Origin of the sequence: Marinospirillum alkalitolerans, from assembly GCF_045055655.1 — a bacterium.
Lineage (GTDB): Bacteria > Pseudomonadota > Gammaproteobacteria > Pseudomonadales > Halomonadaceae > Marinospirillum > Marinospirillum alkalitolerans.
The window spans coordinates 374,128-398,487 of sequence record NZ_JBANFI010000001.1; the positions used below are offsets into that span (position 1 = coordinate 374,128).

Sequence of the window (24,360 nt, forward strand, 5' to 3'; positions counted from 1 at the left end):
TTGGTGCGCAATTCAGATTAAGATCAAGGTTCAACAAGTCAGCCGTAAAGCTGAAATCACTTTACGGTCAACTATGAACAAGGCTCTGCATTGCGCACCCTTGCTACAGAAAAAGCGCCCCTGATGCGCTTTTTCTGTTTCTTCACTCCTTCAATAATTTTGTCAGACTGGCCGATTTGTAAGGTAGCCGCAATACCAGTTGCTCCCCATCAATAGCTATTCCTGCACTCTTGTCACTACAGGCAAGGGACAGCAAACTTGTTAGGAGCTTCCGATTGATAGAAACCTCTGATGTGGGATCTGTGCTAATTGCCAGGGCTTTAAGTTTTTGCCAAGGCTTAGCATCTTCAGCAGCACCTGCCTGCACCAGATGCTCTGCAAACCAGGCTGCTGGGAGGTTACGTACTTCAACTTGAGTTGCTTTGGTCGCAAACACTTCCAGACGATCCAATTCCAGCCCCAGTTCAGCACTTGGTTCTGCTTTAAAGAATTGATTGGCAGGTATCACCTGCGGTTTAAATACCTTTTTCTCTTTGAGTTCCTGAGGGTAACCTTGGGTGATACGCTCTTTTTTCATCAGAGCCACATTGGGTGAATTCAAGGCAAATACAGGAATTTCGTCACTCCCCAAAGTGCCATTATGAAAAGAGTGCAACTGGTAAAGGGGTTCCCCACTGTCAGAAAACCTGCGAACCAAAGCCATGGCACCACTGCCCTGAGTTTCCACCTTCATTGCATAGTCTTTGACCGCTCGGTGTGACCGTTCATTGGCTTCAATTGAAAGAAAGGCTCGGCAATGCTGGTGCCACTGAGCCATCCGGTCAGCCGAAATATCCCAAGCACCATTCTTAACCTTGGTGTCCGGTGCTATCTCTAACCACTGGTCGTAATGTTGCTTCCATTGATGGTAGTAGGGTGAATCTGATTGCTTCTCAACAATTGCCGGTGCCTCCAGCAAGGGCGCACTATTGGTATAGAAAAACAGTTGACCGGCACCACCTGCTCGACCAAATAGCCAGAGTGCCAGCTTCGCTTCCTGGGTGTCTGTTGAAAAACTTGCCCGATCCTTGGCTGCATTCAAGGTGGTAAACAGCAGTTCTGTGAGCCTGTACTTATTGGGGTGATAAATAGACTGATCGCCATGCTGCTGTAGGCGGTAGTAGCCTGCCTGGTGCGCAAACTGAATCATGTCCGTTTTTTTGTCTGCCGGTTTTTCTTTGGCTTTTCTAAAAACAGCTCTGTCCTTGTCTGGCTGCATAAAGCCTTTGTATAGCTGGCCTTCAAGCAGGCAAAGATCAAAGAAATCCAGCCCTATTGCATTTTTTCTGAATACAGGTCGACTGATGGCCTGATGAGGCTTGGCCCCTTTTTGTAAGGCTTGGACATTTTCCAGGCTGCTGCGGGGTACAACTTTAACTGGAGGTGCCAGCTTTTCTGGCTCTACAGCGATTTGTTCATATACTTTTGCGGTCACTAAGCCGTCATCATCCACTTCTCCCCATACGGTTTGCCCTTCAGGTAAGAGCATTTTCAGAGCACCTTCATCCTGATGTCTTTCCAGTGCAATCATGAATGCCATAGTGGCATCAATGACATGGGAGTAATCATCTTGTGACTGCCCCGCTTTCTTATCGAAAGCCTTTAAATCCAGTTCCGGTTTAACATTTGAGGTACGGATCAGCTTGCGTAGGGCAACGGTGGAATCTTCGTCCAGTCCATTACTGCTGACTTCAAAGTAATCAAATTCCAGTTTTCCTTCCAGCTCAGTGCCCTTGGCCTTGGCAGTCAGCACATCGGCCAGTAGCTGTGCCATATATCGCTGGGTGCCATTTACCTTGGCTTTATGACGGTGGCCCAAGGCATCGATCACCTTGGCTCTTAATGGGTGATCCTGGTTCAGGAAAAGAGCATGGCGAAAGGCCGTTTTGCTCGGCTCATCCAGCGCTATAAACTGCCGATAGCTACCGAAACGGAACGCCGTTTTATCATCTGACCAAAGCGTTTTTTCAATCTGCTGAGTGATGGCCTGAGGGTCAGCCGTTCCAAATTGCTGTTTCAAGTAAGCCGGGCTCAGGTCGGCGAGCGTGAACAAGCGATCCTGTTTTATTTTTCGGTTACCGTTCACGGAGGCGTAAATCAAGTTTGCTTCATCATTGAGCACACCATAGCCACTGCTGCGTGGAATAATGTGATCGATATCACCTGAGTGTTCTGTCAGCACTTCTGCGGTATAGGGGCAGATGCCTTGGGAGGCCAACTGTATGCGCTCGTTCTTTTTGCCTTTCAGATCGATTGTTTTTGCGGTTTTTTTCGGAGCAGGCTGGCCTTTAAGAGCCGGCAGATTTTCTGTGAAATCAAACCGATTCTGCTCAAGTATTAAAGGAAGAGTGACCTTGCTGGCTCCTTTTGCCTGCTCCTCAATGCTCGGCCAGACTCGGTTAGCAATATGGTGCGCTTGGTGAGTCAGCAAACGTTTTAAGGCTCCATCAATTAAGCGCATGGACAGGGTCGTTAAGCGCGAAGCCTGCGGCTGGTTGTTGGTATCTGACATTCTGGCAGCATTATCCTGTGCACATACAGGGCAAGTTTTACCGAAGCCACTGCGATCTCCCCATACCAAGGGGTAAAGCTGTGCAAGAACATAAAAAGAGCGGTTACGTTCGCAGAAGGTTTGGGTGTTCTCGATTGATAATTTCATGGCTGCGGCAAGCTGCGTGATCAGGCCGGGCACCTTGGCGTTAAGTTTGATCAGTTCAGAATCTGCATGCAGAAGCATTTTCAGGTCAGCACCGTGGCTTTTTTGCGCACGGTAAGCCAATTCGCAGGCTCTTTTAAGGCCACGGATATTGCGAAAAAAATCCTGTAACTGGTCAATATCTGTGGCTGGCAGCTGCTGGTGACCAACCCCCAGCAGGACGGCTACATCCATCAGCGCCTGATGGCTCAGCTGACGGGGGCGATGTTGGCACATCATCAAAAGTTTGCCGTGATGCTGCCAGCGCTGAGATTCGGGCTGCTGCCTGTCGTAATGCAGAAAGTAGCGACCAGCTCTGGCCCGTCTGCGTATTTGGTAATAGCGGTTAACGAGATGCCAGAAATCGCCCGGACTGGCCTCATTTTGAAGATCAGGATGCAGCTGAGTGGGCAGGCGGGTTGCTTGCAAGACCTCCTTAAGCTGGCTATCTATAGAAGCCGTGTCCTTTTTTTTACGTTGTAGCTCTTTGCGTTTTTTCAGTTTTGACCAGATTTCATTCAGCTGGAAGGGATCACGTGCCTTGCTGGTATCCAGTAGAAGCTGCAGCTGTCGAGCTGCCAGTTCTTGCTGACCCACCAAGGCATTGCCTTTGCTACTCATCACCTGGCTAAGCTGGTGTCGGTAAGCAGATTGCGGAGCTTTAACCTCTTCCAGAGCGGTCAGCTGCTCTAGCCAAGTCTTCCATTCAGGGTAGCTTTGATCCAGCTCGTCAGGGTTGAGTTTAAGGGTCTGACAACGCGGTGGTCGGCGATTTGTGTGACTTTCATAGGGCGGGATCGTCTGTTCAGGCGGTGTTTGAATCAAAAAATCAAACACCTTGCCGGGTGCCTGCTGCTCAAACGCTTTCCAGGCCTGTTGCAGTTTCTTGATTTCAATCAGGCGAGCTTCACCATTGGCTTTGGATAACGACCAGTGTTTGCAGATCCACTGACCAAAATGCCGACTGATGATCTCTTCAGCTTGATTGACACCACTTTTTCCATTGATCTCCTTGTGAATGCGATTGAGTAGCTTGAGGTCAAAATTGTTCACATGACATAGCAGCTGGTAAAAAATGCTGGGCATATTGACTTGATGCCGCTTGCCATAATCACCCAATGCAAAAAAGAGTTTGCGGCAGGCTTTAACTGGGTGGCGTTGCATCAGGCGAAGGTCCTGCTTTACCGCCTTGAAATACTTGGCCCGAAACTTGGCCCCAGCGGTGAGGTCCTTGATGTAGAAACTCAAAGCATCCTGAAGTGGCTTGGTCTGGGATTGACGTTTTTTATCTCTGCTCACCCATGCAGATAGATTGGTTCGTGTTAGCTCCAGATCGGCGGCATGATGGCAAACCAATTCATTCAGCGCATCACTGAGCGCCTGGCTCTCAAACAGTTCGGCAACACTGGTTTGCCCTTTTGCCTTTAATTCTTGAATCAGTTCATCCCGTATTTCTGGCTCCAGACTGTCCAGCTTGTCGTTATCAATCTGGCTTTCCAGATAAGTGAACCCCCTGCGATTCATCAGGTGGCTGATCGCTTCACGGTGTTTTTCTACGGGGAAGCGATAAACAACATCCAGAATCAAGGTGAATAATTTTTTTGCTTGTTTGTTGCGGGTGCGCCCACGGATGGTATGACGATTGGCTGTTCTGCCTGTCTGAAGCAGGGTATAGCCGTTTTTATCAATATCGGCCACAAAGGCCGTTTTGCTGGTATTTTTTGAGAAGGCAGCCAGATCAGTGTTGGCTGCATAAATGGCAGTGAATACGCCTGTTTTTGATGCGCCCAAATCTAGAGCGAGGGGTGCAATCAGGTGTCCATGTGACATGATGATCTCCTAAATAGTTATCTTAAGTATCAGGGCCCGCGTGATTAACCACCCGCTTATAAAATAATTTTGGGCCTTTTTCTTGATAATTCTTCGGTGTTCTTCTGAATCCTGTTTGGCATGAGCAATATAGGTTTTGTCATCCATTTTACCTTTTCCTTTTATATCAGCTATTGCTACCTTGCCGCCTTCCTTTGAAACCTGCAACCTAGACAAAAGCCGACTGTTATCACCTCGGAGCTTTTTGTTGATGATGGGCTGCGGAGTGCCTTATCGCTTCTCCCACCCCTCTGCCACCAGCAGATCACCCACTGCGATTAGCTCATCTTGATGCCAAATCAGCGGCAGCTGTTGGCGCTGCCAGGGGGGGAGGCCGCTTTCTTGCAGTAGGCGCTTGAGATCACGTCGTCCACGTTGGGCAAGACGGAGGCTTTCGCCACCTTGACGGGCGCGCAGAGTAAAGTATGTGGGGGCCTCACCTTGCAGGGGGGTGAGCGTCAGCGTCCAGGTGCCGCAAGGGGTGACGAGAGGCGTTCCATTTTGCCACTGCAGTTGCCAGTCGGCAGGAAGGGGCGCGAAGTGAGCGGCGGGCTGAATAAAGAGCTGATCACCAAAGCGGCGGGCTTGAATCTGGCCCCAACTGACGAGGGGTTGTGCATCTTGTCGAGCGTGGAGGAGTTGATCAAGCTGTGCCCACTGGTGATGGCTGGGGTGGGGGTAGCCCTGCTGGTTCAGCCAGTAGCGCAACAGGTTGATGCGTCGTATGGGGCGCAGCTGCATCAGGGTGCTGAGGCTAAAGCGTCCTTGTGCTGGCTGGTGCGGGGCGGGGCAGGTTTGCGCCAGATCAAGCGCAGCCAAATCATCCTGCAAGCTATGGCTGTGTGCGGCCAGTTGCGCGCTCAGTGCCAGATTGGCCTCGGCATGCGCAAAACGCTGGTTGAGTAGGGGCAGAACATGCAGGCGAATAAAGTTGCGATCAAAGTGGTCTTGTTGATTGCTTTCATCTTCAACCCAATCGAGTCCGGCTTGATGAGCATAGTCTTCCAGCTGGCTTCTGGGAGAGTGCAGCAGTGGCCGCAGTAGCTGGCCGGCACCAAGAGGTCGCTGCTGGGGGATGGCGCGTAGCCCTTGAGTGCCTGCACCGCGCAGCAGTCGCAGTAAGAGGGTTTCTGCTTGATCTTGACGATGATGGGCCTGGAGCAGGTATTCATCCTGTTGGAGCTGGGCGGTAAACACGCGATAGCGCGCTGTGCGGGCACGGGCTTCTAGGCTGGCGCCATCTTCTGTAGCCGGATCAACCTTCACCACCGCGCAAGGCAGGCCCGCTTGGCGGCAGAGATCAACACAAAAATCAGCCCACTGATCGGCATGAGGAGATAGGCCATGATGGATATGCAGTGCGCGCAGCTGAGGTCGGCTCTCGCTTGCAGGGTAGGCTTCAAGTAGCAGGGCCAGTAAAACGCGTGAATCCAGCCCACCACTGAGCGCTAGGCAAAGACGAGGGGGATGCGTCTTAGCCAGAAGTGGATCGAGTTGGTGGCGAAGTTGCTGAGCAAGAGGATGCATAGGCAAAGCGCGCTGACGGCGGGTCAGCACGCTCAGGGCGGCTTATTCAGCCAGTGAGGAATAGGCCATCAAACGCTGGTAGCGACGTTCGATCAGGGCTTCATCTGTCTGCTGTTCGAGCGCATCGAGACGGCTGATCAAGCTGGCTTTGAGGCTTTGGACCATCTGCTCTGGGTTGCGATGTGCACCACCCAGAGGCTCAGGAATGACCGTATCGACTAGCCCCAGTTCTTTTAGACGTGGTGCGGTGAGGCCCATGGCTTCGGCAGCATCGGAGGCTTTGCCAGCGCTTTTCCACAAAATGGAGGCGCAGCCTTCAGGGGAGATCACTGAGTAGGTGGCATATTGCAGCATCATCAGTTCATCGCAGACGCCGATTGCCAGCGCACCACCTGAGCCGCCTTCGCCGATTACGGTCGCGATAATCGGGGTTTTCAGGCGTGACATCACCGCCAGGTTAAAGGCGATGGCTTCAGACTGACCGCGCTCTTCGGCATCAATACCTGGATAGGCACCGGGGGTATCAATAAAAGTCAGGATGGGCATCTTGAAGCGTTCGGCCATTTCCATCAGGCGCAGGGCTTTGCGATAGCCTTCAGGGCGTGGCATGCCAAAATTACGTCTGACCTTTTCTTTTACATCACGGCCTTTTTGATGCCCGATGACCATCACGGGGCGGCCATCCAAGCGAGCCATACCACCGACGATGGCCGCATCATCAGCAAAGTGCCGATCACCGTGCAGCTCATCAAAATCATCAAATAGCAGATTGAGATAGTCCAGCGTGTAGGGACGCATTGGATGGCGTGACAGTTGTGAGACCTGCCATGAACTCAGATTAGAAAAGATTTGCTCGGTGAGCTTGGTGCTTTTCTCTTGCAGGCGGCTGATTTCATCGCTCAGGTTGAGATCAGAATCATTGCCAACTAAACGCAGCTCTTCAATTTTGGCTTCGAGATCGGCAATGGGTTGTTCAAAATCGAGATAATTGAGGTTCATAGGGTCAATGTGTGCCTGATTAATAGTCGTATTTAAGTCGTGTTTTGAGAAGGCCAAATCTTGGGACGCAGTTTAGCGTCTGTCAGATTGATAGGCCAATTGTATCGCGTCTTTGCCCAGCAGTTGAGCAACTTCTTCAAACACCTGTTCGTGTGGCACCAGTTGCCAAGCCGATCCAGCCACCAGTGTGACTGCGCCAAGCTGAGACTGATAGCGAATCCTCAGGGGGAGACCCTGGCCTTGTAAATGGTATTTCTGTAAGCAGCTTGCGACCTGTTGTAGCTGTTGCGCTGGGTAGTGGGCTTCATCAATCAGCAGTTCGATGGCCTCCGCATACTTACTGCGCGCTTGGGTGATGGGGGTCACTTCTTTACAACGCATGGCAAGGCCGCCAGTAAAATGGTCTTCTCTGACTTCACCTTCGACGATCACCAGTCGGTCTTTTTGTAGCTCGTCCTTGTACTGTTCATAGTCCTCACCAAAAACCGTCACTTCGAGGCGGCCACTGCGATCGTCCAGCGTCAAAAAGGCGAGGGTTTCGCCGCGTTTGTTTTTCATCGTGCGCTGGGCAACGATTAAACCGGCAATACGCTGGCTATCGCGCGAGGCTTGCACTTGAGCAATACGCTTGCTCACAAAGCGGCGCAGTTCTTGCTCATATTCATCTATGGGGTGGCCGGTGAGATACAGGCCGAGGGTCTCTTTTTCGCCAGCAAGACGGGTTTTCTCTGTCCATTGAGGTAGATGCAGATAGGGGGCATAGGGATCTTCTGTACTGGTGCTGGCGCTGCTACCCATCAGATCACCAAACAGATCGCCCATGCCCAGGCTGGCATTGCGTTTGGTTTGCTCTGCGGCCTTGAGCGCATCTTCGAGCGCAGCCATCAGCAGATGGCGACTTGGGGCAAGATCATCCAGTGCACCGCAGCGAATCAAGGCTTCAAGGCAGCGCTTGTTGAGCTTTTTGATATCCACCTGCTGGCAAAAATCAAACAGGTCACTGAAGGGACCCTGGGTCGCACGGGCCTGTACGATGGCTTCAACCGGACCTTCACCCACGCCCTTGATGGCACCCAAACCATAGACGATCTCGCCTTCTGGGTTGACGGTAAAACGCCAGCTGCCTTGGTTCACATTGGGGGGCGTGACGGTAAGCCCCATTGCGCGGCATTCTTCTACCAGCATGACCACCTTGTCGGTGTTGTTCATCTCGGTGGAGAGAACAGCCGCCATAAAAGGTGCTGGATAGTGAGCTTTCAGCCAAGCGGTTTGGTAGGACACCAAGCCATAGGCGGCGGAGTGAGACTTGTTGAAGCCATAACCGGCGAACTTTTCAACCAGATCAAAAATCTGCCCTGCCAGCGTGGGGTTGATGCCATTGTTCTGCGCGCCTTCCAAAAACAAGCCGCGCATTTTTTCCATCTCTTCTGGCTTTTTCTTACCCATAGCTCGACGCAGCATATCTGCGCCGCCGAGGGTAAAGCCGGCCATCACCTGCGCGATCTGCATGACCTGTTCTTGATAAAGAATAATCCCGTAGGTGGGTTCGAGCACCGGCTTGAGGCTATCCAGCTGATAATCTGGGTGAGGGTAGGCGAGCTCTGCCAGGCCATGCTTACGCTGGATAAAGTCATCCACCATGCCTGACTGTAGCGGGCCGGGGCGAAAGAGGGCGACCAAGGCGATCATATCTTCGAGGCAGTCGGGCTTGAGCTTTTTGATCAGCTCCTTCATGCCGCGTGATTCAAGCTGGAAGACGGCGGTGGTTTCTGCGCGTTGCAGCATCGCAAAGGTGGGCGCGTCATTCAGTGGAATACTGGTGATATCCAGGGGGGGCTGGCCTTGTTCGGCACGAATACGATCGACATCCTTCAGCGCCCAGTCGATGATGGTCAGCGTTCTTAAACCAAGGAAGTCGAACTTCACCAATCCCGCTTCTTCAACATCGTTTTTATCAAACTGGACAACGAGGCCGCCGCCTTCTTCATCAGCGAGGAGCGGCGCAAAATCAGTCAGTTTAGTGGGCGCGATGACCACCCCGCCCGCGTGCTTGCCTGTGCCACGAGTCAGGCCCTCAAGTTCACGCGCCATGCTCCAGACTTCAAGCCCTTCTTGGTCTAATGCATCGAGTTCAGCTTGGGTAAGTTCACGCTCAAGCCCCTGCTGATAGGCTTCTTCTAGGGCTTTGAGTTCTTCGACCTCAGCGGCTGCTTTTTCGAGCGTCATACCCACTTCAAATGGGATCAGCTTAGACAGGCGATCACCGACAGCATAGGGCTTGCCTTGAGCACGCGCGACATCACGTACAACGGCCTTGGCGGCCATGGTGCCAAAAGTGACGATCTGCGAGACGGCATTACGGCCATAGGTTTCGGCCACATACTCGATCACGCGATCACGGCCATCCATACAGAAGTCGATATCAAAGTCAGGCATCGAGACCCGTTCGGGATTCAAAAAGCGCTCAAAGAGCAGGCTGTATTCGAGTGGATCGAGATCGGTGATATCCAGCGCATAGGCCACGAGCGAACCCGCACCTGAACCCCGCCCTGGCCCAACTGGAACGCCGTTGTCCTTGGCCCAGCGGATAAAGTCCATCACGATCAGGAAGTAGCCAGGGAACCCCATCTGCAAGATGGTATCCAGTTCAAAATCGAGACGGGCGCGGTATTCGGGTTCGCGTTGTTGGCGTGTCTCAGGGCTGTGGGCAAAGAGCTTATCAAGGCGGCGGGTAAGGCCCTCATGGGAGACTTGACGGAAGAACTGATCTTGCGTCATACCTTCTGGAATGGGGTATTCAGGTAGAAAATACTCGCCAAGGCGCACATCAACATTGCAACGCTTGGCAATTTCAACGCTATTGGTGAGGGCTTCGGGCAGGTCATCAAACAGGGCCTGCATCTCTTCGGGGCTTTTGAAGTATTGCTCTTCTGAGTAGCGTCGTTCCCGTTTGGGATCTTCTAAAACACGTCCTTCACCGATACAGACGCGGGTTTCATGTGCCCAAAAGTCTTGGCGGCTCATAAAGCGCACGTCATTGGTCGCCACCAGTGGGCAGCCAGTGGCTTGGGCGAGTTCGACGCTGGCATGGAGGCAGTCTTCATCGCCATCACGGCCAGTACGCTGGATCTCCAGATAAAAAGCCTGAGGGAAGATCTGCATCCAGTGCTGGAGTCGCTGTTGGGCAAGCTGGGTGTGACCGGCCAGCAGCAGTTGACCTATCTCGCCTTCCTTGGCACCTGAAAGAGCCAGCAAGCCTTCAGATTGCGCGGCAATCCATTCGGCCTGTAAAAAAGCGCGCCCTTGGTGCTGGCCTTCAAGCCAGCCCCGTGAAAGCAGTTCGGTCAGGTTGCGATAGCCCTGTGCATTCATCGCCAGCAGGGTCAGGCGGCTGGGTTGCCCGCCTTCTTGACTGGGAGTGAGCCAGATATCACTGCCGATAATCGGTTTGATGCCTGCGCCCTGTGCGGCCTTGTAGAACTTGACCAGGGCAAAGAGATTCATCTCATCAGTGAGTGCCAGCGCGGGGTAGCCCAGGGCTGCACTTTTTTTGATCAGTGGCTTGAGTCTAACTAGGCCGTCACTGAGAGAGAATTCAGAATGCAGACGCAGATGGATAAAAGGTATCGACATGCAGGACATCATCACTTAGCAAGAAAACAGGGGCATAGGCTGGCTATGCAGAGTCGCTAGTTTACCAGCTCCGCCTGTCCCTATCAGCAAAACAGCGCGAGAAGCCCCTGAGCTTATATACAGACTCATCAGCTAAAAAGCGTAACAAAATCGCCAATAAAAACCCTAGTTTACGTGTAGAATAAGGCCCCTTATCCTTCTTAATATGTGATCCATCTGATCCAAGAGAGCCTGTTGCCTGTGTCGAGTTCATCATCGCAGCGTTTATCGTCTGACTTTCGTGCAGCCCTTCAGCGTGCTTCTGGCGAGCGTCAGGCCGTAGAGGCTGACTTTCACCCTCAGGGGGTGCAGCATCCTGCGCAGGCACTGGATGACCTGCTGCATGTGATTCCAGCGGGCATCGTGATGCTCAGCGCGCAGGGGGTGGTCAGCCAGGCGAATCCGGCAGCCTTGGCCCTCTTGGGCGAACCACTGGTGGGCGAGGCCTGGTTGCATGTGGTGCAAGATCGCTTTGCGCCACGCAAGGATGATGGACATGAGGTCTCGCTCAAAAATGGCCGTCGTGTGAGTCTGTCGATCAGCTCAATGACCGGCGGGCAGGGGCAGTTGATTCTTTTGCAGGATCTGACTGAGACGCGTGCTTTGCAGGCTCAGGTGGCGCGGCATGAGCGCTTGTCGTCTATGGGGCATATGGTGGCCTCTTTGGCGCATCAGTTAAGAACGCCGCTGTCCACGGCCCTGCTCTATGCTGGACATTTGCAAAAACCAGATTTAGGTGTCGCACAACAGCAAAAATTTGCCGCTAAGCTGCAAGGGCGTTTGCAGCATATGGATCAACAAATCCGTGACATGCTGATTTTTGCTAAGGGCGAAACGAGCATGGCGCAGCGGATTCCTCTGACTCAACTGGTGACGGCATTAAAAGACGCGATTCTGCCTGTGGTTGAGCGACATGCCATAAACTTTACATGGGAAGGTCGGCTGGATTCTGCTGAAATAGTGGTTAGTCTCGACTCGCTGGTCGGCGCGGTGCTGAACCTCGTGAATAATGCCGTCGAAGCCAGTGTGCCCCCGCCTGCAATGCAATTACATATGGAGTGTGTGGATCAGCTGGTACAGCAGCAGGGTGCGCATTTGTTGCTCTGCTTGGCTGATGATGGCCCAGGCATGACAGCAGAGCAGGTTCAGGCGGCACAAGAACCCTTTTTTACAACCAAGTCGCAAGGAACTGGCTTGGGTCTGGCCATCGTGCGTGCGGTGGTCGAGGCACATCAAGGTCATTTCTGGTTGCAATCAGCGCCAGGTCAGGGGGTGCGGGCATGGATCGCTCTGCCCTTGGAGTCGTCTGCGACTGTGTGAGCATCGCATCTTGGGTGCGCTGAACTCAGGTGGCGCTCATTCTTTAGCCAGTAGGATAAACAGCTATGTATGACCTTCTCATCGTTGAAGACGATGCAGACTTGCGTGAAGCCATTGAAGATACTCTAGAGCTTGAGGGCTGGACCTACTTATCGGTAGCGAATGGGCAGGAGGCGCTGGTGCAGCTAAAAAAGCAAAGCTTTGCTGCCTTGGTGTCGGATGTCAGTATGCCTGTGATGGATGGTCATGCCTTATTGCAGCAGGTGGTGACTCTCTACCCTGAGATGCCAATGGTGCTGATGACCGCCTATGGATCGGTGAGTCAAGCCGTTGAAGCCATGCGTCTAGGCGCGGCAGATTATCTGGTGAAGCCATTTGTGCCTGAAACGCTGGTGAATGTCTTGCGTCCTTTAATTGAAGCCCGTGTGGGTGCGCAGCCAGCACAGCAAGGCTTGGTGGTGGAAGATCCGCTGAGTTTGCAGCTGTTGGAATTAGCCGGTCGGGTGGCCAAGAGTGATGCGTCGGTGATGATTGGCGGTGAGTCAGGGACTGGCAAAGAAGTGCTGGCGCGCTATATTCATGCCCAGTCAGCACGCGCCCAGCAGCCTTTTGTCGCGATTAACTGCGCAGCGATTCCAGAAAATCTGCTTGAGGCCACCCTGTTTGGTTATGAGAAGGGGGCTTTTACTGGCGCCCAGTCAGGCGCACCGGGTAAGTTTGAGCAGGCCGATGGTGGCACGCTGCTGCTAGATGAGATTACAGAAATGCCCTTGGAGCTGCAGGCCAAGCTGCTGCGCGTGCTACAAGAGCAAGAAGTCGAGCGCTTAGGCTCCAGAAAAACGCTCAAATTAAATGTGCGTGTTTTGGCAACCAGTAATCGGCATCTCAAAACGGCTGTGCAAGAAGGGCTGTTTCGTGAAGATCTTTACTATCGACTGAATGTGTTTCCCTTAAACTGGCCGCCCTTGCGTGAACGGCGCAAGGATATTTTGCCGCTGGCGCGGGCGTTACTGGTTAAACATGCGCCACGCATGGGCCTGAAAACCCTTCCGGTGCTACAAGAATGTGCTGGGCAGCGCTTATTGCAGCATGGCTGGCCGGGCAATGTTCGCGAGCTGGAAAACGTGATGCAGCGCGCGCTGATTCTATCTGATGGTCAGCGCATCCTAGCAAGCTGCTTGGTGATTGAAAGCAGTGAGCAGGCTGAAGCGCTGAGCCTGCCTGCCGTTGCGGCTGCGCACAAAGGGCCGGATGATTTGCGCCAAGATTTAAAAGAGCAGGAGTTTCAGCGTATTTTGCAGGTGTTGCATGAAGAACGGGGTAAGAAGAAAGAGACCGCTTTGCGTCTTGGAATTAGCCCGCGTACCTTGCGCTATAAACTGGCAAAAATGCGCGAAGAAGGCTATTTAGTAGAAGACTAAAGTGTAGAGAAGTGTAACGCTTTGCTACCTGCAAATGACGGTGTAGAGAACAAATTATACGTCAGCAGTGTAGTCACGCTGGGTGCATTTCGGTAAAGTAGCCCTGTTTGATGAACCGTGATCTCGATGAGTAGGGTGGGTGGTCCACTCAGCACTCTGCTCTCATCAAAAACGAATAAGGAAAAGGTGAGCTGATATGGTGGAACGCGCCGATATTTCTAGTGTTTTGTCGCAGATCCGCAGTGTGCGCCATGATACATCCCATGGAATGCAAGTTCATGGGCTGGGATCGCCAAACGGCCCCCTTGTTCGTGCCTTACAAGAGGGTGGTCCAGAAGGCGTCGCCAGTATCGGAGCCACAGACCAAGTGCGCGATGTCCCCTCCTTTGCGACGATGCTGCGCCAAGCCATAGATAATGTGAATGGTCATCAGCAAACCGCCAGTGATCTCCGTACCCGCTATGAGTTAGGCGATCCAGATGTTGATATCGTCAATGTCATGGTGGCATCACAAAAAGCCAGCGTAGCCTTTGATGCGATGTCGCAGGTCAGAAATCGACTCGTCAATGCTTATCAGGAAATTATGCGTATGCCTGTGTGATGCTGGCGCTTCGCACGGGAATTATTGAGGTTATTGAATGGAAAACGCACCTGCCAATGTAGCCAGCGGCGCAGCAGATAATTTGCCTAATACGGCAAGTGCCTCTGGTAGCAGTCCGGCGGCACTGGATACAGCTGATCAACAGGACAAAGCAGCGAAGAGCAATCTCTTTAAATCGGGTAGCCGAGCCAGCACCATACTGAACAACTTTAATCAGTTGGATGTACTGCGCCAGATGGCGCTGCTGATCGGCTTTGCAGCCAGTATTGCACTGGGCTTTGCTGTAGTGCTCTGGTCGCAATCCGATAGCTATCGTCCATTGATGTCAAGCCTCAACGAGGTAGATTCTCCAGCAATTGTTGAGATTCTGGAGCGCAACCGTATTCGTTATCGTATCGATCCTTCCTCGGGCACGCTTCTGGTGCGTGAGCAGGATATCCATCTTGCGCGGATGCAAGTCGCTGGCGCAGATATTCATCAGCCTAATACCGTGGGTTATGAGCTGCTGGAGACCAGTCAAGGCTTGGGCACCAGCCAGTTTATGGAAAACGCGCGCTATCTGCGAAGCATAGAAGGTGAGCTGGCACGGACCATTGCCAGCTTGGACACTGTGCGTCAGGCGCGAGTTCACCTGGCGGTACCACGTCAATCCGTCTTTTTGCGTGATCAGCGCCGTCCCTCTGCTTCTGTATTTTTGAATCTCACTCCTGGGCGTTCGATGGACTCAACCCAGGCGAATGCGATCATGCGTCTGGTCGCTGCCAGTGTGCCATCTATGTTGCCGGCGGATGTCACCATCGTGGATCAGCGTGGCAATTTGCTCTCTCAGCGTGAAGAAAGCCAGGCTGATCAAGCTATGGCGCGCCAGTTAGAGCATACGCGCATCGTTGAACAGCGTATTAATGAGCGTATTCGCCAGATTCTGGAACCTGTCGCTGGTCCAGGACGTTTCCAAACGGCTGTCTCAGTGGATGTGGACTTTACCCAGATCGAGCAAAGTTCAGAGCAGTTTAATCCAGATATGCCGGCGATACGCAGTGAGCAAACAGTCAATGAAGAGCGGGTGGGGGATTTTGGCCCCATGGGTATCCCTGGTGCCCTGTCCAACCAGCCGCCACAAGATGGCTTTGCGCCTGAGCAGGCTATAGGTGCAGGGGGTGAAGCTGGTACACCGACTAATCGTCGTGCTCAGGCGACACGTAACTTTGAGCTGGATCGCACGCTGAGCTATTCACGTACTGATTCGGGCCGTATCGCACGCTTAACCGTGGCTGTGGTGCTGGATGATTTGATACAGCGCAACCCAGAAACTGGCCGTGCTGAGCGTATGCCTTGGAATGAAAACGAGCTGGAACGGATTAATGCACTGGTGCGTAATGCTGTTGGCTTCTCAGCCGTGCGTGGAGACAGCGTCAGTGTGATTAATTCTCCTTTTGTTGAGAGTACCTTGGACGAGCTGCCCGAACTCCCTTTCTGGGAGCAGCCTTGGTTCTGGGATTTGGCCAAGCAGATACTGGCAGGTTTGTTTGTTCTAATCTTGATCTTTGGTGTGCTGCGCCCGATTCTGCGCAATCTGGCCACCAAAGCCGATGCCGATATCGAAGGTGCAGAACTGGATGAGCTGGCACCGCTGGATGGCGGCCTCTCTGATGATCAGGTGACGCTCAGTGCTTCCGATGATCCGCTGTTGGCACCGCCAAGTGACTTGTATGAGCGCCAGTTGAACGCCATTCGTGCCCTTATAGCTGAGAACCCAGGTCGGGTGGCTCAGGTAGTCCGTCAATGGATAGCAAACGATGACTGATGAAGATCTCTATGCGGAAAGCCTCTCTTCGTTAGAGAGAGCGGCCATTTTGTTGATGTCGCTGGGCGAGACGGATGCGGCTCAGGTGCTGAAACACATGGGCCCGAAAGAAGTCCAGAAAATTGGTTTAGCCATGTCGCAGCTGCAGAATGTCAGTCGTGCTCAGGTTGAAGAAGTGCTGGGTGACTTTCTTGAAGATGTCGGCGAGCAAACTGGCCTCGGTGTGGGGGCAGACAGCTATATTCGCCGGATGCTCAGCGAAGCCTTGGGTGAAGATAAGGCAAATGGTCTGATCGATCGGATTCTGCTCGGCGGGAACACGACAGGTCTGGATACGCTGAAGTGGATGGAGCCGCGTGCTGTGGCCGATATCATTCGCTTTGAGCATCCGCAGATTCAAGCGATTGTGATGTCCTACCTGGATTCTGATCAGGGTGCAGAGATTCTCCGTTTCTTTGATCCTAAAGTTCGCTTAGATGTGATGCTGCGTGTAGCTGCTTTGGAATCTGTGCAGCCGCAGGCTCTGCAGGAGTTGAATGATATTCTCGAGAAGCAATTCTCGGGTTCAGGCGGCACACAGACCACCAGCATGGGTGGTGTGAAGGTGGTTGCGAATATTATGAACAACCTGGATAGCACCATCGAAGGCGATCTGATGGATGCGATTAAAGAAGTCGATGAAGCGCTGGGTGAAGAGATCGAAGATCTGATGTTTGTCTTTGATAACCTTGCTGATCTGGATGATAAAGATCTGCAGACTCTGCTGCGCGAAGTCAAACCGGAAACCTTGACGCTGGCGCTCAAAGGAGCCGAAGCCCGTGTTCAGGATAAAATTTTCAAGAATATGTCCAAGCGTGCTGCAGAGCTGCTGCGTGATGATCTTGAAGCACAAGGACCTGTTCGTGTCAGTGAAGTGGAAGTTTCACAAAAAGAAATCCTCGGTGTGGCACGCCGTCTTGCAGAAGAAGGTACGATCAACCTGGCATCCAGTAACGATGAGATGGTTTAAGCTGTCTTTTGATACAAGCAATGCCAGTTGCTGGACGCATTTATATCAGGGGGTGATCTGTGACATCTAGAAAACGTATCCCCGCTGAAGAGCAGGTGCCTTTTCGCCGCTGGGAGATGCCCGATCTGACTGGCATTAAGCGCAGCATAGCACGCCGCTTAGATGAGCTTGAGGCACAAACCGCCGCTGCAGAACAGGAAGAAGCACCTGCTGAGCCACAACTGCCTACGGCTGAAGAAGTCGAAGCCTTGCGAGCAGAAGCTGAGCAGGCTGGCTATCAGGCGGGTCAAGAAGCTGGTCATGCGGCTGGCTATGAGGCCGGTCGTGCGCTGGGCTATCAAGAAGGTGAGGCACAAGGGCAGGAGGCTGGCTTTCAGGTTGGCTACCAACGTGGCCTCGACGAAGCTCAGCATGAAATCGATGCCCAGTTAGCGCGCTTGGCTTCTTTGATTCATCAGTTGCAAGGGCCGATTCAAGAACTCGATTTTGAAGTAGAGCAGGCGCTCTTGGGCCTGGTCGACCAGCTTTGTCGTGCCTTGATTCGCCGTGAAGTGGCGCTGGATCGTGACTATCTGCGCGATATCATCAAAGAGTCGATTGCAGCTCTGCCACCTGGCTATCAACGTCTCAATATCCATTTTCATCCTGATGATCTCCCTTTGGTCGAAGCTGCCTGTGCTTCTTTGCTTGATCGTTACCAGCTGACGCCGAATGTGAATATCACACCCGGTGGAGTCGAGCTCGAAACACGCCAAAGCCTCGTAGATGCAACGCTAGAGCAGCGCTACAAAAAACTGGTTGGGCAACTGGTGGCGGGTCAATACCAACAGCGTCTTGGCGAAATGGACAGTCTGGCTGACGAGCAGCTCGATACACCAGAGCCTGTTTCAGCGGTTCAGAGCACTGCGCCCACTAGTGAGTCATCCTCTGTGGAACCCCTCTCTGTGGAGCCAGCGGCTATGACGCCAGTGGCTGATGGCACTTCGCTAGATCCAATGCCAGAAGCCGTCTCAATGCCCGATGCCGTGACTGAGGCAGAACCTGATTTAGAGCAAGCTGCTCGCCCAGCCCATTCGGTGAGTGAGGCAACGGCCTCGTCTGCTGCTGCGCAGGCTGAACAGCCAGCAGAGAACGCTGCAGCGCCTGTCTCGCGTGTGAGCTTGCAGCGTCAGGCCGCACCCCGTCAGCCGATTCCAGCGACTCCCGAGCCGCTAGTGAATACAACTCCAGCGGCAGAAGTAGGGGAAGAAGAGACATCTCTCGATTCTGCCCAGCTTGTATCGCCGATGGCTGAACTCGAGCCTGAACAGGCTGCAACCTCAGCGGCTCTGTCTGCCGAGGCTGAATTGGAGGCTGCCGCTGATGCGTCTCTAGCTGAGTCAGCTTTAGCGCAGCAGGCACCGGGTACAGAACAGAGTTCTCTTGCACAACACGGCCCTCTTGCAGAAAACGCAGCTTCGATTAAAAGCGCAAGCGCTGATGAGCCAGAGCCGGAGACCGAACAAGCGATGCACGCGCAGCCTGCGACTGAACTGACCGAGACAGAAGAGGTTGCCGTTCCGTCAGCGCCAGTCACTGATCTTGATGACCTGAGTGAAGACGAGTTTTTTGCACAGGCCTTAGAAGCGCTCGATAGTGAGATGGAGCTGGTAGATGAAGATATCGATGCCGAACTCGATACTTTGCTTTCTTCGGTTGGGCAGGAAGAGCCTGCCGCAGCAGAGGAGGGCGATGACCAGCCGCAGTTCGAGACAGAGACACCTGAGTCCGCTGAAGCAACTTGGGCGCCCGAATCAGTGCATGAAGGGCGTTATTTGCAAGAAGACAGCCAAGATGCTTGGGCCGATGATTTTCTTAGCGATCTCGATGAGCCACTAGAAGAGATGACGCCAAAGTCTCAGGGGCCAGTGAGTGGTTAAGTCTTCTTTAGCAGAGCGCCTGCGTCAGCATCAAGCACAGATCAAGCCAGACCAGCCTTTGGTGGAAGGCCGCTTGGTGCGCATGGTTGGCCTGACCTTGGAAGCGGTAGGCTGTGCCTTGCCTGTTGGCTCTTACTGCGATATCGAATCCGTCACAGGTCATCCGGTTGAAGCCGAAGTGGTTGGCTTTTCAGGCGAGCAGTTGTATTTGATGCCGCTTGGTAATGCCGAAGGCTTGCGCCCTGGGGCTCGAGTCACGCCTAATTTGCGGGCGCTCAAGGTGCCAGTCGGTTTTAGTTTGTTGGGACGTGTGCTGGATGGCTATGGTCGTCCATTGGATTCGCTGGGGCCTTTGCAGACCGAGGCTGAGGCCAGTCTGAATGGGCGGATTATCAATCCCCTTGAGCGCCACCCGATTGATACGCCTTTGGATGTTGGTGTGGGTGCGATCAATGCCATGTTTACGGTTGGACAGGGGCAGCGCCTAGGCTTGTTTGCTGGCAGTGGTGTGGGTAAATCCATGCTCTTAGGCATGATGACACGCTTTACCAAGGCGGATATTACCGTAGTTGGACTGGTCGGTGAGCGTGGTCGAGAAGTCAAAGAGTTTATCGAATCCATCCTTGGCCCAGAAGGCATGGCGCGCTCGGTAGTTATCGCCTCTCCGGCAGATGACGCACCGTTAATGCGCCTGCGTGCGGCTCAGTTGACGCACAGTGTTGCTGAATACTACCGTGATCAGGGTAAAAATGTTCTTCTGTTGATGGATTCACTGACTCGCTATGCACAGGCCCAGCGCGAGATCGCTTTGGCTGTCGGTGAACCGCCAGCGACCAAAGGCTATCCGCCCTCCGTCTTTGCCAAAATTCCTCAGTTGGTCGAAAGAACGGGCAATGGTGCGCAGGGGCAGGGTTCAATCACCGCATTTTATACTGTTTTAACAGAAGGCGATGATCAGCAGGATCCGATTGCGGATGCAGCACGAGCGATTCTCGATGGGCACTTGGTCCTATCGCGTCGCTTGGCTGAAGAAGGCCATTATCCAGCGATAGATGTGGAGGCCTCGATTAGTCGTGTCATGCCGCAGATCGTCACACCAGAACATTTGGCGCGCGTATATCGTTTTAAACAGCTCTATGCACGCTATCAGCAAAATAAAGATTTAATCAATGTCGGGGCCTACGCCAAAGGCAGTGATCCAGAAATTGATTTGGCGATTCAGTTAATGCCGGTGATGCGCCAGTTCTTGCAGCAATCGCTGAATGAGCAGGTCGACCTGCTGACCAGTCGGCAAAGATTGGAGCTGTTAGGTAAGAATATGTTTCTAGCACAGGGATAGTCAGGCGACCCCGTGGTTGGATGTTGAGGTCAGACTTGAATTGAGCGAAGGTGAAACACAGTGAGCCGAGAAAAACGCCTCGTGCCAATTTTGCAAATGGCGCAAAAAAAAGTGGATGAAGCGAGCCGCGCGCTGGGCTATCTCAATCAAAAAATTGCCGAAGAAGAGCAGACGCGGAAACAGCTTAAAAACTATGAGTCTGAATATATGCAACTGATGCGGGGTGGAGACACCCCAGGACGCCCTGTCAATATTCAAGCGATGATGCGCTATCAGGCTTTTATTCAGCGGCTTGAGTTAGCACAAATTCAGCAGCAGCAGCAAATTAGCCTACTCGAGCAACAAAAGCAGCAGGTGACTCAGCACTGGATTCAAGTCAGGGCGAAGGCCCAAGCTGTGGAAAAAGTGATGGTTCAGCTGCGCAATGAAGAAGCCTTGATTGCAGCACGGGCCGAGCAGAAAATGCTCGATGAGTTATCGAGCCTGAAAAACTATGCACGACGCTCCTATTAATTGGCATGTTCTTTGCGATAAGCTGCTGAAAGACAGTGAACTTTGTTCCTTTCGTTCGGCTGCTGAACAGGAAGCTTTATGATGAATGCCTCAAATGCTGTGCATGCTCTACTCAATTTCTCCTCCTCTGCCACACAAAAACGCGCCTCTGCTGTGCCTTCTCTTGAGGGTGAAGGCCCGATTTTTCGAGAGCAGATGCAAGCCGCCACTCAGTCTGTTCAGCGCCGTGATCCGCCGCCTCGTGCAGAGAAAGACACCGTACAAGAGACGCCAGCTCGACAAGAGCCCTCTTCTGAAACGGCTGCAACGAGCGGACAGGATCTGCCAGCAGGAGGCGATGTATTGCCGCTCAGTGAAGAAACGCAGGCTTTATTAAGCGGCTTGAGCGAAGAACAGCGCGATGCTGTGCTGGAGGGGCTGCAAGCCTGGTTGGGCAGTCTTTCTGAGCAGGAGCTGGCCGATCTTCAGGCACAGCTAGAACAAGGTGTTGATCTGAGCCAGCTGCTCAGCGCTGATCTTTTAGCTGTCGTCGAGAGTTTGGTGGATGTCGATCTTGATCAGCAGCAAATCCTTGCTGGTATCGAAGACCTACTCAATCAGATGGCGGCCCAGCAGGAGGGCCTGTTGGCCTTTGCCCAATGGCAATGGAATCCTAGTAGTCAAGAGCTGCAAGCGGCTACACCAAGTGTCGCATCTCAGCTGAGTGATCGTACCCAGTCCTCGCTGAGAGAGGCGTTACACGCCGAAGCGCCGGAGCGTAAAGCCGCGTTGAATCAGGCCACGACGAGTAAAGCCGCGACCCAAGGTGATCCTGGTGCTCTGCCTGTGCGCGCAGAGCAGTTTAATTTGAGCAAAAGCCTGGATCAGCTGGTCAGCAGTCTTAACCAGCAGGCGGTGCAGCCACAGAGTGCGAGCAAGGTTGAAGGCCTGCAGCAGTTACTTCAGTCGGCGGGAGCTGGCCTGTCTCTGGCCCAGCCTCAGATGGCTGCGATGATGCAAGGTCGCGTTGGTATGGCGCCGGTCTCTTTGGCAGCGCAGCAGGCTGCCGCGATGGCCAATGCAGAAGCCTTGGCGAATCGCATTAGTATGATGCAGTCCAAGAACCTGCAAGCAGCGGAAATGCGCTTAGATCCTCCAGGTTTAGGAAGCATCAAGATCTCGATTCGTATGCAAGGTGATAATGCGAGTGTGTTCTTCCAATCAGCGAATGCACATGCGCGTGATTTGATTGAGCAAGCCCTGCCGCGCTTGCGTGAGATGATGGAACAAGGTGGTTTGGCACTGACTGATGCACAGGTTTCTCAAGAAGATTTGGCACAAAGACAAGCTGCGCCTTGGGAAAGAACAACAGCGTCAGGTCAGTCAGCAGAAGACGAAGCCGATGCGGATGCTCTTGCCGCGCAGGAAATCACACTACTGCAGCAGCCTTTGGGTCTGATAGACTATTATGCTTAGGCTTGAATCCAGTGCTGAAGTGGGCAAAACTGAATGCAGGCTGGGTTGATCAATTAAGAAAGGGGATGGAAGATGGCAGAAGAAGAAGGCGGCAAAAACAAAAAGCTGCTGCTGATTGGTGGCTTGGTCGTGGGTTTAGCGATTATTGCTGCTTTGGCGGTAGGAGGCACCCTGTTCTTCCTTGATCGCTCTTCAGATGAGAATGGCGAGCGACGCTCTTTGATCCCCTCTTCATCGCAGCAGATACGCAGTGCTTATTACCATGCTTTTGAAGAGCCTTTTGTTGTGCCCTTGATGTCCTCTGATCGTCGCCAGCGCTTTATGCAAGTTTCGCTAGCGGTGCGTGGAGAAAATCAAGCCGTCACCACTGCGGTGGAGCGTCACCTGCCTTTAATCAAAAATAACCTGAACTTGCTCTTTTCCCGTCAAGATTATCAGACCTTACAAACACCAGAAGGTAAAATCCAGCTCCAGATGGCGGCGGCGGAAGCGATTCAATCGGTGCTGGAGCGCGAGAATGTTCGGATAGATGAAGTGCTGATTACAGACTTTGTCTTGCAGTAGTGACTCAGGTTGATGATCGATCAATATCATGCACTCCGCTGGGGTGCTGAGCACAGACCTAAAAAATAAGGTGAGGTACTATGGCAGTTCAGGATCTGCTCTCCCAGGATGAGATCGATCTCCTATTGCATGGAGTCGATGATGATGATCTGCCCGATCCGGCAGATACAGCTGCCCCGGGTGATGTCCAGCAATATGATATTACCAGCCAAGACCGTATTGTTCGCGGTCGTATGCCAACGCTGGAGATGATCAATGAGCGTTTTGCACGTTACACGCGGATTAGCCTGTTTAATTTGCTGAGACGTAGTGCGCACGTCGCCTCTGGTGGTGTGCAGATCATGAAGTTTGGTGAGTATGTGCATACTCTTTATGTTCCCACCAGTTTGAACCTCGTGAAAATTCGCCCATTGCGGGGAACATCCTTGTTTGTCATGGATGCCAAGCTGGTGTTCAAGTTGGTTGATAACTTCTTTGGTGGTGATGGTCGCCACGCAAAAATAGAAGGGCGCGAATTTACCCCAACTGAAATTCGGATTGTGCAGAAGGTGCTCGAACAGGTTTTTGTTGATTTAAAAGAAGCCTGGGCGACTGTCTTACCTTTGAACTTTGAATACATAGGTTTTGAAGTCAACCCAGCGATGGCGAACATCGTCAGTCCGAGCGAAGTTGTGGTGGTCAGCACCTTCCATATCGAGCTGGATGGCGGTGGCGGTGATTTGCATATCACCATTCCCTATTCAATGATCGAGCCGGTACGTGAAGAGCTGGATTCGGGTGTGCAGTCGGATGTCGATGATATCGATGAGCGTTGGATTCGTGCCCTGCGTGCCGATATTATGGAAGCCAAGATTCCTTTGAATGTGAAGGTGGTTGAGAAGGATCTGACTCTGCGAGATCTGGTGCATCTTGAAGCTGGCGATATCATTCCTGTAGAAATGCCAGATCATGTCACTTTGCAGGCCAATGGTGTGCCGGTCTTTAAGTGCAAGCTAGGGCGCTCGGGTGATAACCTGGCGCTCAAAGTGAAAGAACAAGTTCGCCTAGTGCGTTAAATCTCTCTATTTATTTTAGGAAAAAAACAATGAGTGATGATAACACTGATGATTGGGCCTCTGCCCTTGATGAAAGCAATGATGGCGATGACTGGGCCTCTGCGCTAGACGAGCAAGCCACGACCGAAGCATCTGGTGTCGATGATGATTTAGCCGATGATGACTGGGGCGCAGCGCTGGAAGAGCAGACTCAGAGCAGTGCTGATGATATCACCGAGGATGATATTCAAGCCGCTCCGCTGGACTATCTAGAAGATGAGGACCAAGGTGGCTTTGATGGTGATAATGCAAACCTTGAAGTCATTATGGACATTCCCGTCACCATCGCTATGGAGGTAGGGAATACCGAAATTGCCATCCGTAACCTGCTGCAACTCAACCAAGGTTCCGTGATCGAGTTAGATCGTCTTGCTGGAGAACCTCTGGATGTGAAGGTCAACGGCACTTTGATTGCTCATGGCGAAGTCGTTATGGTCAACGAGAAGTTCGGTATTCGTTTAACGGATGTCGTGAGTCCTTCTGAGCGTATTAAGCGCCTTCGTTAATACATGAGCAGGTC

16 protein-coding genes are annotated in these 24,360 nt (G+C 52.7%); 12 read left to right on the top strand and 4 right to left on the bottom strand.

Going from position 1 to position 24,360, the window contains the following annotated elements; genetic code table 11:
• Nucleotides 1-142 precede the first annotated feature (142 nt).
• The 4 genes from V6U78_RS01695 to dnaE form a co-directional block, all read right to left on the bottom strand.
• Nucleotides 143-4,525, bottom strand: a complete 4,383-nt coding sequence (locus tag V6U78_RS01695) for a hypothetical protein (RefSeq protein WP_405336547.1) — start codon at nt 4,523-4,525, stop codon at nt 143-145.
• 309 nt (nt 4,526-4,834) lie between these two features.
• Complete coding sequence (gene tilS, locus V6U78_RS01700) at nt 4,835-6,160, bottom strand: tRNA lysidine(34) synthetase TilS (RefSeq protein WP_405336549.1); 1,326 nt, start codon at nt 6,158-6,160, stop codon at nt 4,835-4,837.
• 12 nt (nt 6,161-6,172) lie between these two features.
• A complete protein-coding gene (gene accA / locus V6U78_RS01705; RefSeq protein WP_405336551.1) occupies nt 6,173-7,129 on the bottom strand; it encodes an acetyl-CoA carboxylase carboxyl transferase subunit alpha in 957 nt (318 codons plus the stop codon).
• A 72-nt stretch (nt 7,130-7,201) separates the two neighbouring features.
• Nucleotides 7,202-10,762: a DNA polymerase III subunit alpha gene (gene dnaE, locus V6U78_RS01710; protein WP_405336553.1), complete on the bottom strand. Its 3,561-nt coding sequence runs from the start codon at nt 10,760-10,762 to the stop codon at nt 7,202-7,204.
• Between the two features lie 240 nt (nt 10,763-11,002).
• On the opposite strand from dnaE, the gene V6U78_RS01715 reads away from it, so the two are divergent.
• The 12 genes from V6U78_RS01715 to fliN all read left to right on the top strand — a co-directional run bounded on the left by V6U78_RS01715 (nt 11,003) and on the right by fliN (nt 24,346).
• Complete coding sequence (locus tag V6U78_RS01715) at nt 11,003-12,121, top strand: sensor histidine kinase (protein ID WP_405336555.1); 1,119 nt, start codon at nt 11,003-11,005, stop codon at nt 12,119-12,121.
• A 65-nt stretch (nt 12,122-12,186) separates the two neighbouring features.
• Nucleotides 12,187-13,542 carry a sigma-54-dependent transcriptional regulator gene (locus V6U78_RS01720; protein WP_405336557.1) on the top strand — a complete coding sequence of 452 codons (1,356 nt, stop codon included), beginning with the start codon at nt 12,187-12,189 and terminating at the stop codon, nt 13,540-13,542.
• Nucleotides 13,543-13,738: 196 nt separating this feature from the next.
• A complete protein-coding gene (fliE, locus tag V6U78_RS01725) occupies nt 13,739-14,143 on the top strand; it encodes a flagellar hook-basal body complex protein FliE (RefSeq protein WP_405336559.1) in 405 nt (134 codons plus the stop codon).
• A gap of 37 nt (nt 14,144-14,180) precedes the next feature.
• Nucleotides 14,181-15,947, top strand: a complete 1,767-nt coding sequence (gene fliF, locus V6U78_RS01730; protein WP_405336561.1) for a flagellar basal-body MS-ring/collar protein FliF — start codon at nt 14,181-14,183, stop codon at nt 15,945-15,947.
• Complete coding sequence (gene fliG, locus V6U78_RS01735) at nt 15,940-16,956, top strand: flagellar motor switch protein FliG (RefSeq protein WP_405336563.1); 1,017 nt, start codon at nt 15,940-15,942, stop codon at nt 16,954-16,956. The genes fliF and fliG overlap by 8 nt, the downstream gene beginning before the upstream one ends.
• Before the next feature lie 59 nt (nt 16,957-17,015).
• Nucleotides 17,016-18,875 (top strand): flagellar assembly protein FliH, encoded by a 1,860-nt coding sequence (locus V6U78_RS01740; protein ID WP_405336565.1) that lies wholly within the window; start codon nt 17,016-17,018, stop codon nt 18,873-18,875.
• Entirely contained in the window at nt 18,868-20,214 is a 1,347-nt protein-coding gene (fliI, locus tag V6U78_RS01745) for a flagellar protein export ATPase FliI (protein WP_405336567.1), read from the top strand. Before V6U78_RS01740 ends, fliI begins: the two co-directional genes overlap by 8 nt.
• Nucleotides 20,215-20,274: 60 nt before the next feature.
• Nucleotides 20,275-20,727, top strand: a complete 453-nt coding sequence (gene fliJ, locus V6U78_RS01750) for a flagellar export protein FliJ (RefSeq protein ID WP_405336569.1) — start codon at nt 20,275-20,277, stop codon at nt 20,725-20,727.
• Nucleotides 20,728-20,805: 78 nt separating this feature from the next.
• On the top strand, nt 20,806-22,182 hold the full coding sequence (locus V6U78_RS01755; RefSeq protein ID WP_405336571.1) for a flagellar hook-length control protein FliK: 1,377 nt from the start codon (nt 20,806-20,808) through the stop codon (nt 22,180-22,182).
• Nucleotides 22,183-22,254: 72 nt separating this feature from the next.
• Nucleotides 22,255-22,746 carry a flagellar basal body-associated FliL family protein gene (locus V6U78_RS01760; protein ID WP_405336573.1) on the top strand — a complete coding sequence of 164 codons (492 nt, stop codon included), beginning with the start codon at nt 22,255-22,257 and terminating at the stop codon, nt 22,744-22,746.
• A gap of 80 nt (nt 22,747-22,826) precedes the next feature.
• Nucleotides 22,827-23,801 (top strand): flagellar motor switch protein FliM, encoded by a 975-nt coding sequence (gene fliM / locus V6U78_RS01765; protein WP_405336575.1) that lies wholly within the window; start codon nt 22,827-22,829, stop codon nt 23,799-23,801.
• Nucleotides 23,802-23,830: 29 nt separating this feature from the next.
• Nucleotides 23,831-24,346, top strand: a complete 516-nt coding sequence (fliN, locus tag V6U78_RS01770) for a flagellar motor switch protein FliN (RefSeq protein ID WP_405336577.1) — start codon at nt 23,831-23,833, stop codon at nt 24,344-24,346.
• Nucleotides 24,347-24,360 lie beyond the last annotated feature (14 nt).

Coding starts and splice junctions, on each gene's coding strand:
- accA (WP_405336551.1), bottom strand. CDS start 7,129: ATGAACCTCAATTATCTCGATTTTGAACAACCCATTGCCGATCTCGAA.
- dnaE (WP_405336553.1), bottom strand. CDS start 10,762: ATGTCGATACCTTTTATCCATCTGCGTCTGCATTCTGAATTCTCTCTC.
- V6U78_RS01720 (WP_405336557.1), top strand. CDS start 12,187: ATGTATGACCTTCTCATCGTTGAAGACGATGCAGACTTGCGTGAAGCC.
- fliE (WP_405336559.1), top strand. CDS start 13,739: ATGGTGGAACGCGCCGATATTTCTAGTGTTTTGTCGCAGATCCGCAGT.
- fliF (WP_405336561.1), top strand. CDS start 14,181: ATGGAAAACGCACCTGCCAATGTAGCCAGCGGCGCAGCAGATAATTTG.
- fliG (WP_405336563.1), top strand. CDS start 15,940: ATGACTGATGAAGATCTCTATGCGGAAAGCCTCTCTTCGTTAGAGAGA.
- V6U78_RS01755 (WP_405336571.1), top strand. CDS start 20,806: ATGATGAATGCCTCAAATGCTGTGCATGCTCTACTCAATTTCTCCTCC.
- V6U78_RS01760 (WP_405336573.1), top strand. CDS start 22,255: ATGGCAGAAGAAGAAGGCGGCAAAAACAAAAAGCTGCTGCTGATTGGT.
- fliM (WP_405336575.1), top strand. CDS start 22,827: ATGGCAGTTCAGGATCTGCTCTCCCAGGATGAGATCGATCTCCTATTG.
- fliN (WP_405336577.1), top strand. CDS start 23,831: ATGAGTGATGATAACACTGATGATTGGGCCTCTGCCCTTGATGAAAGC.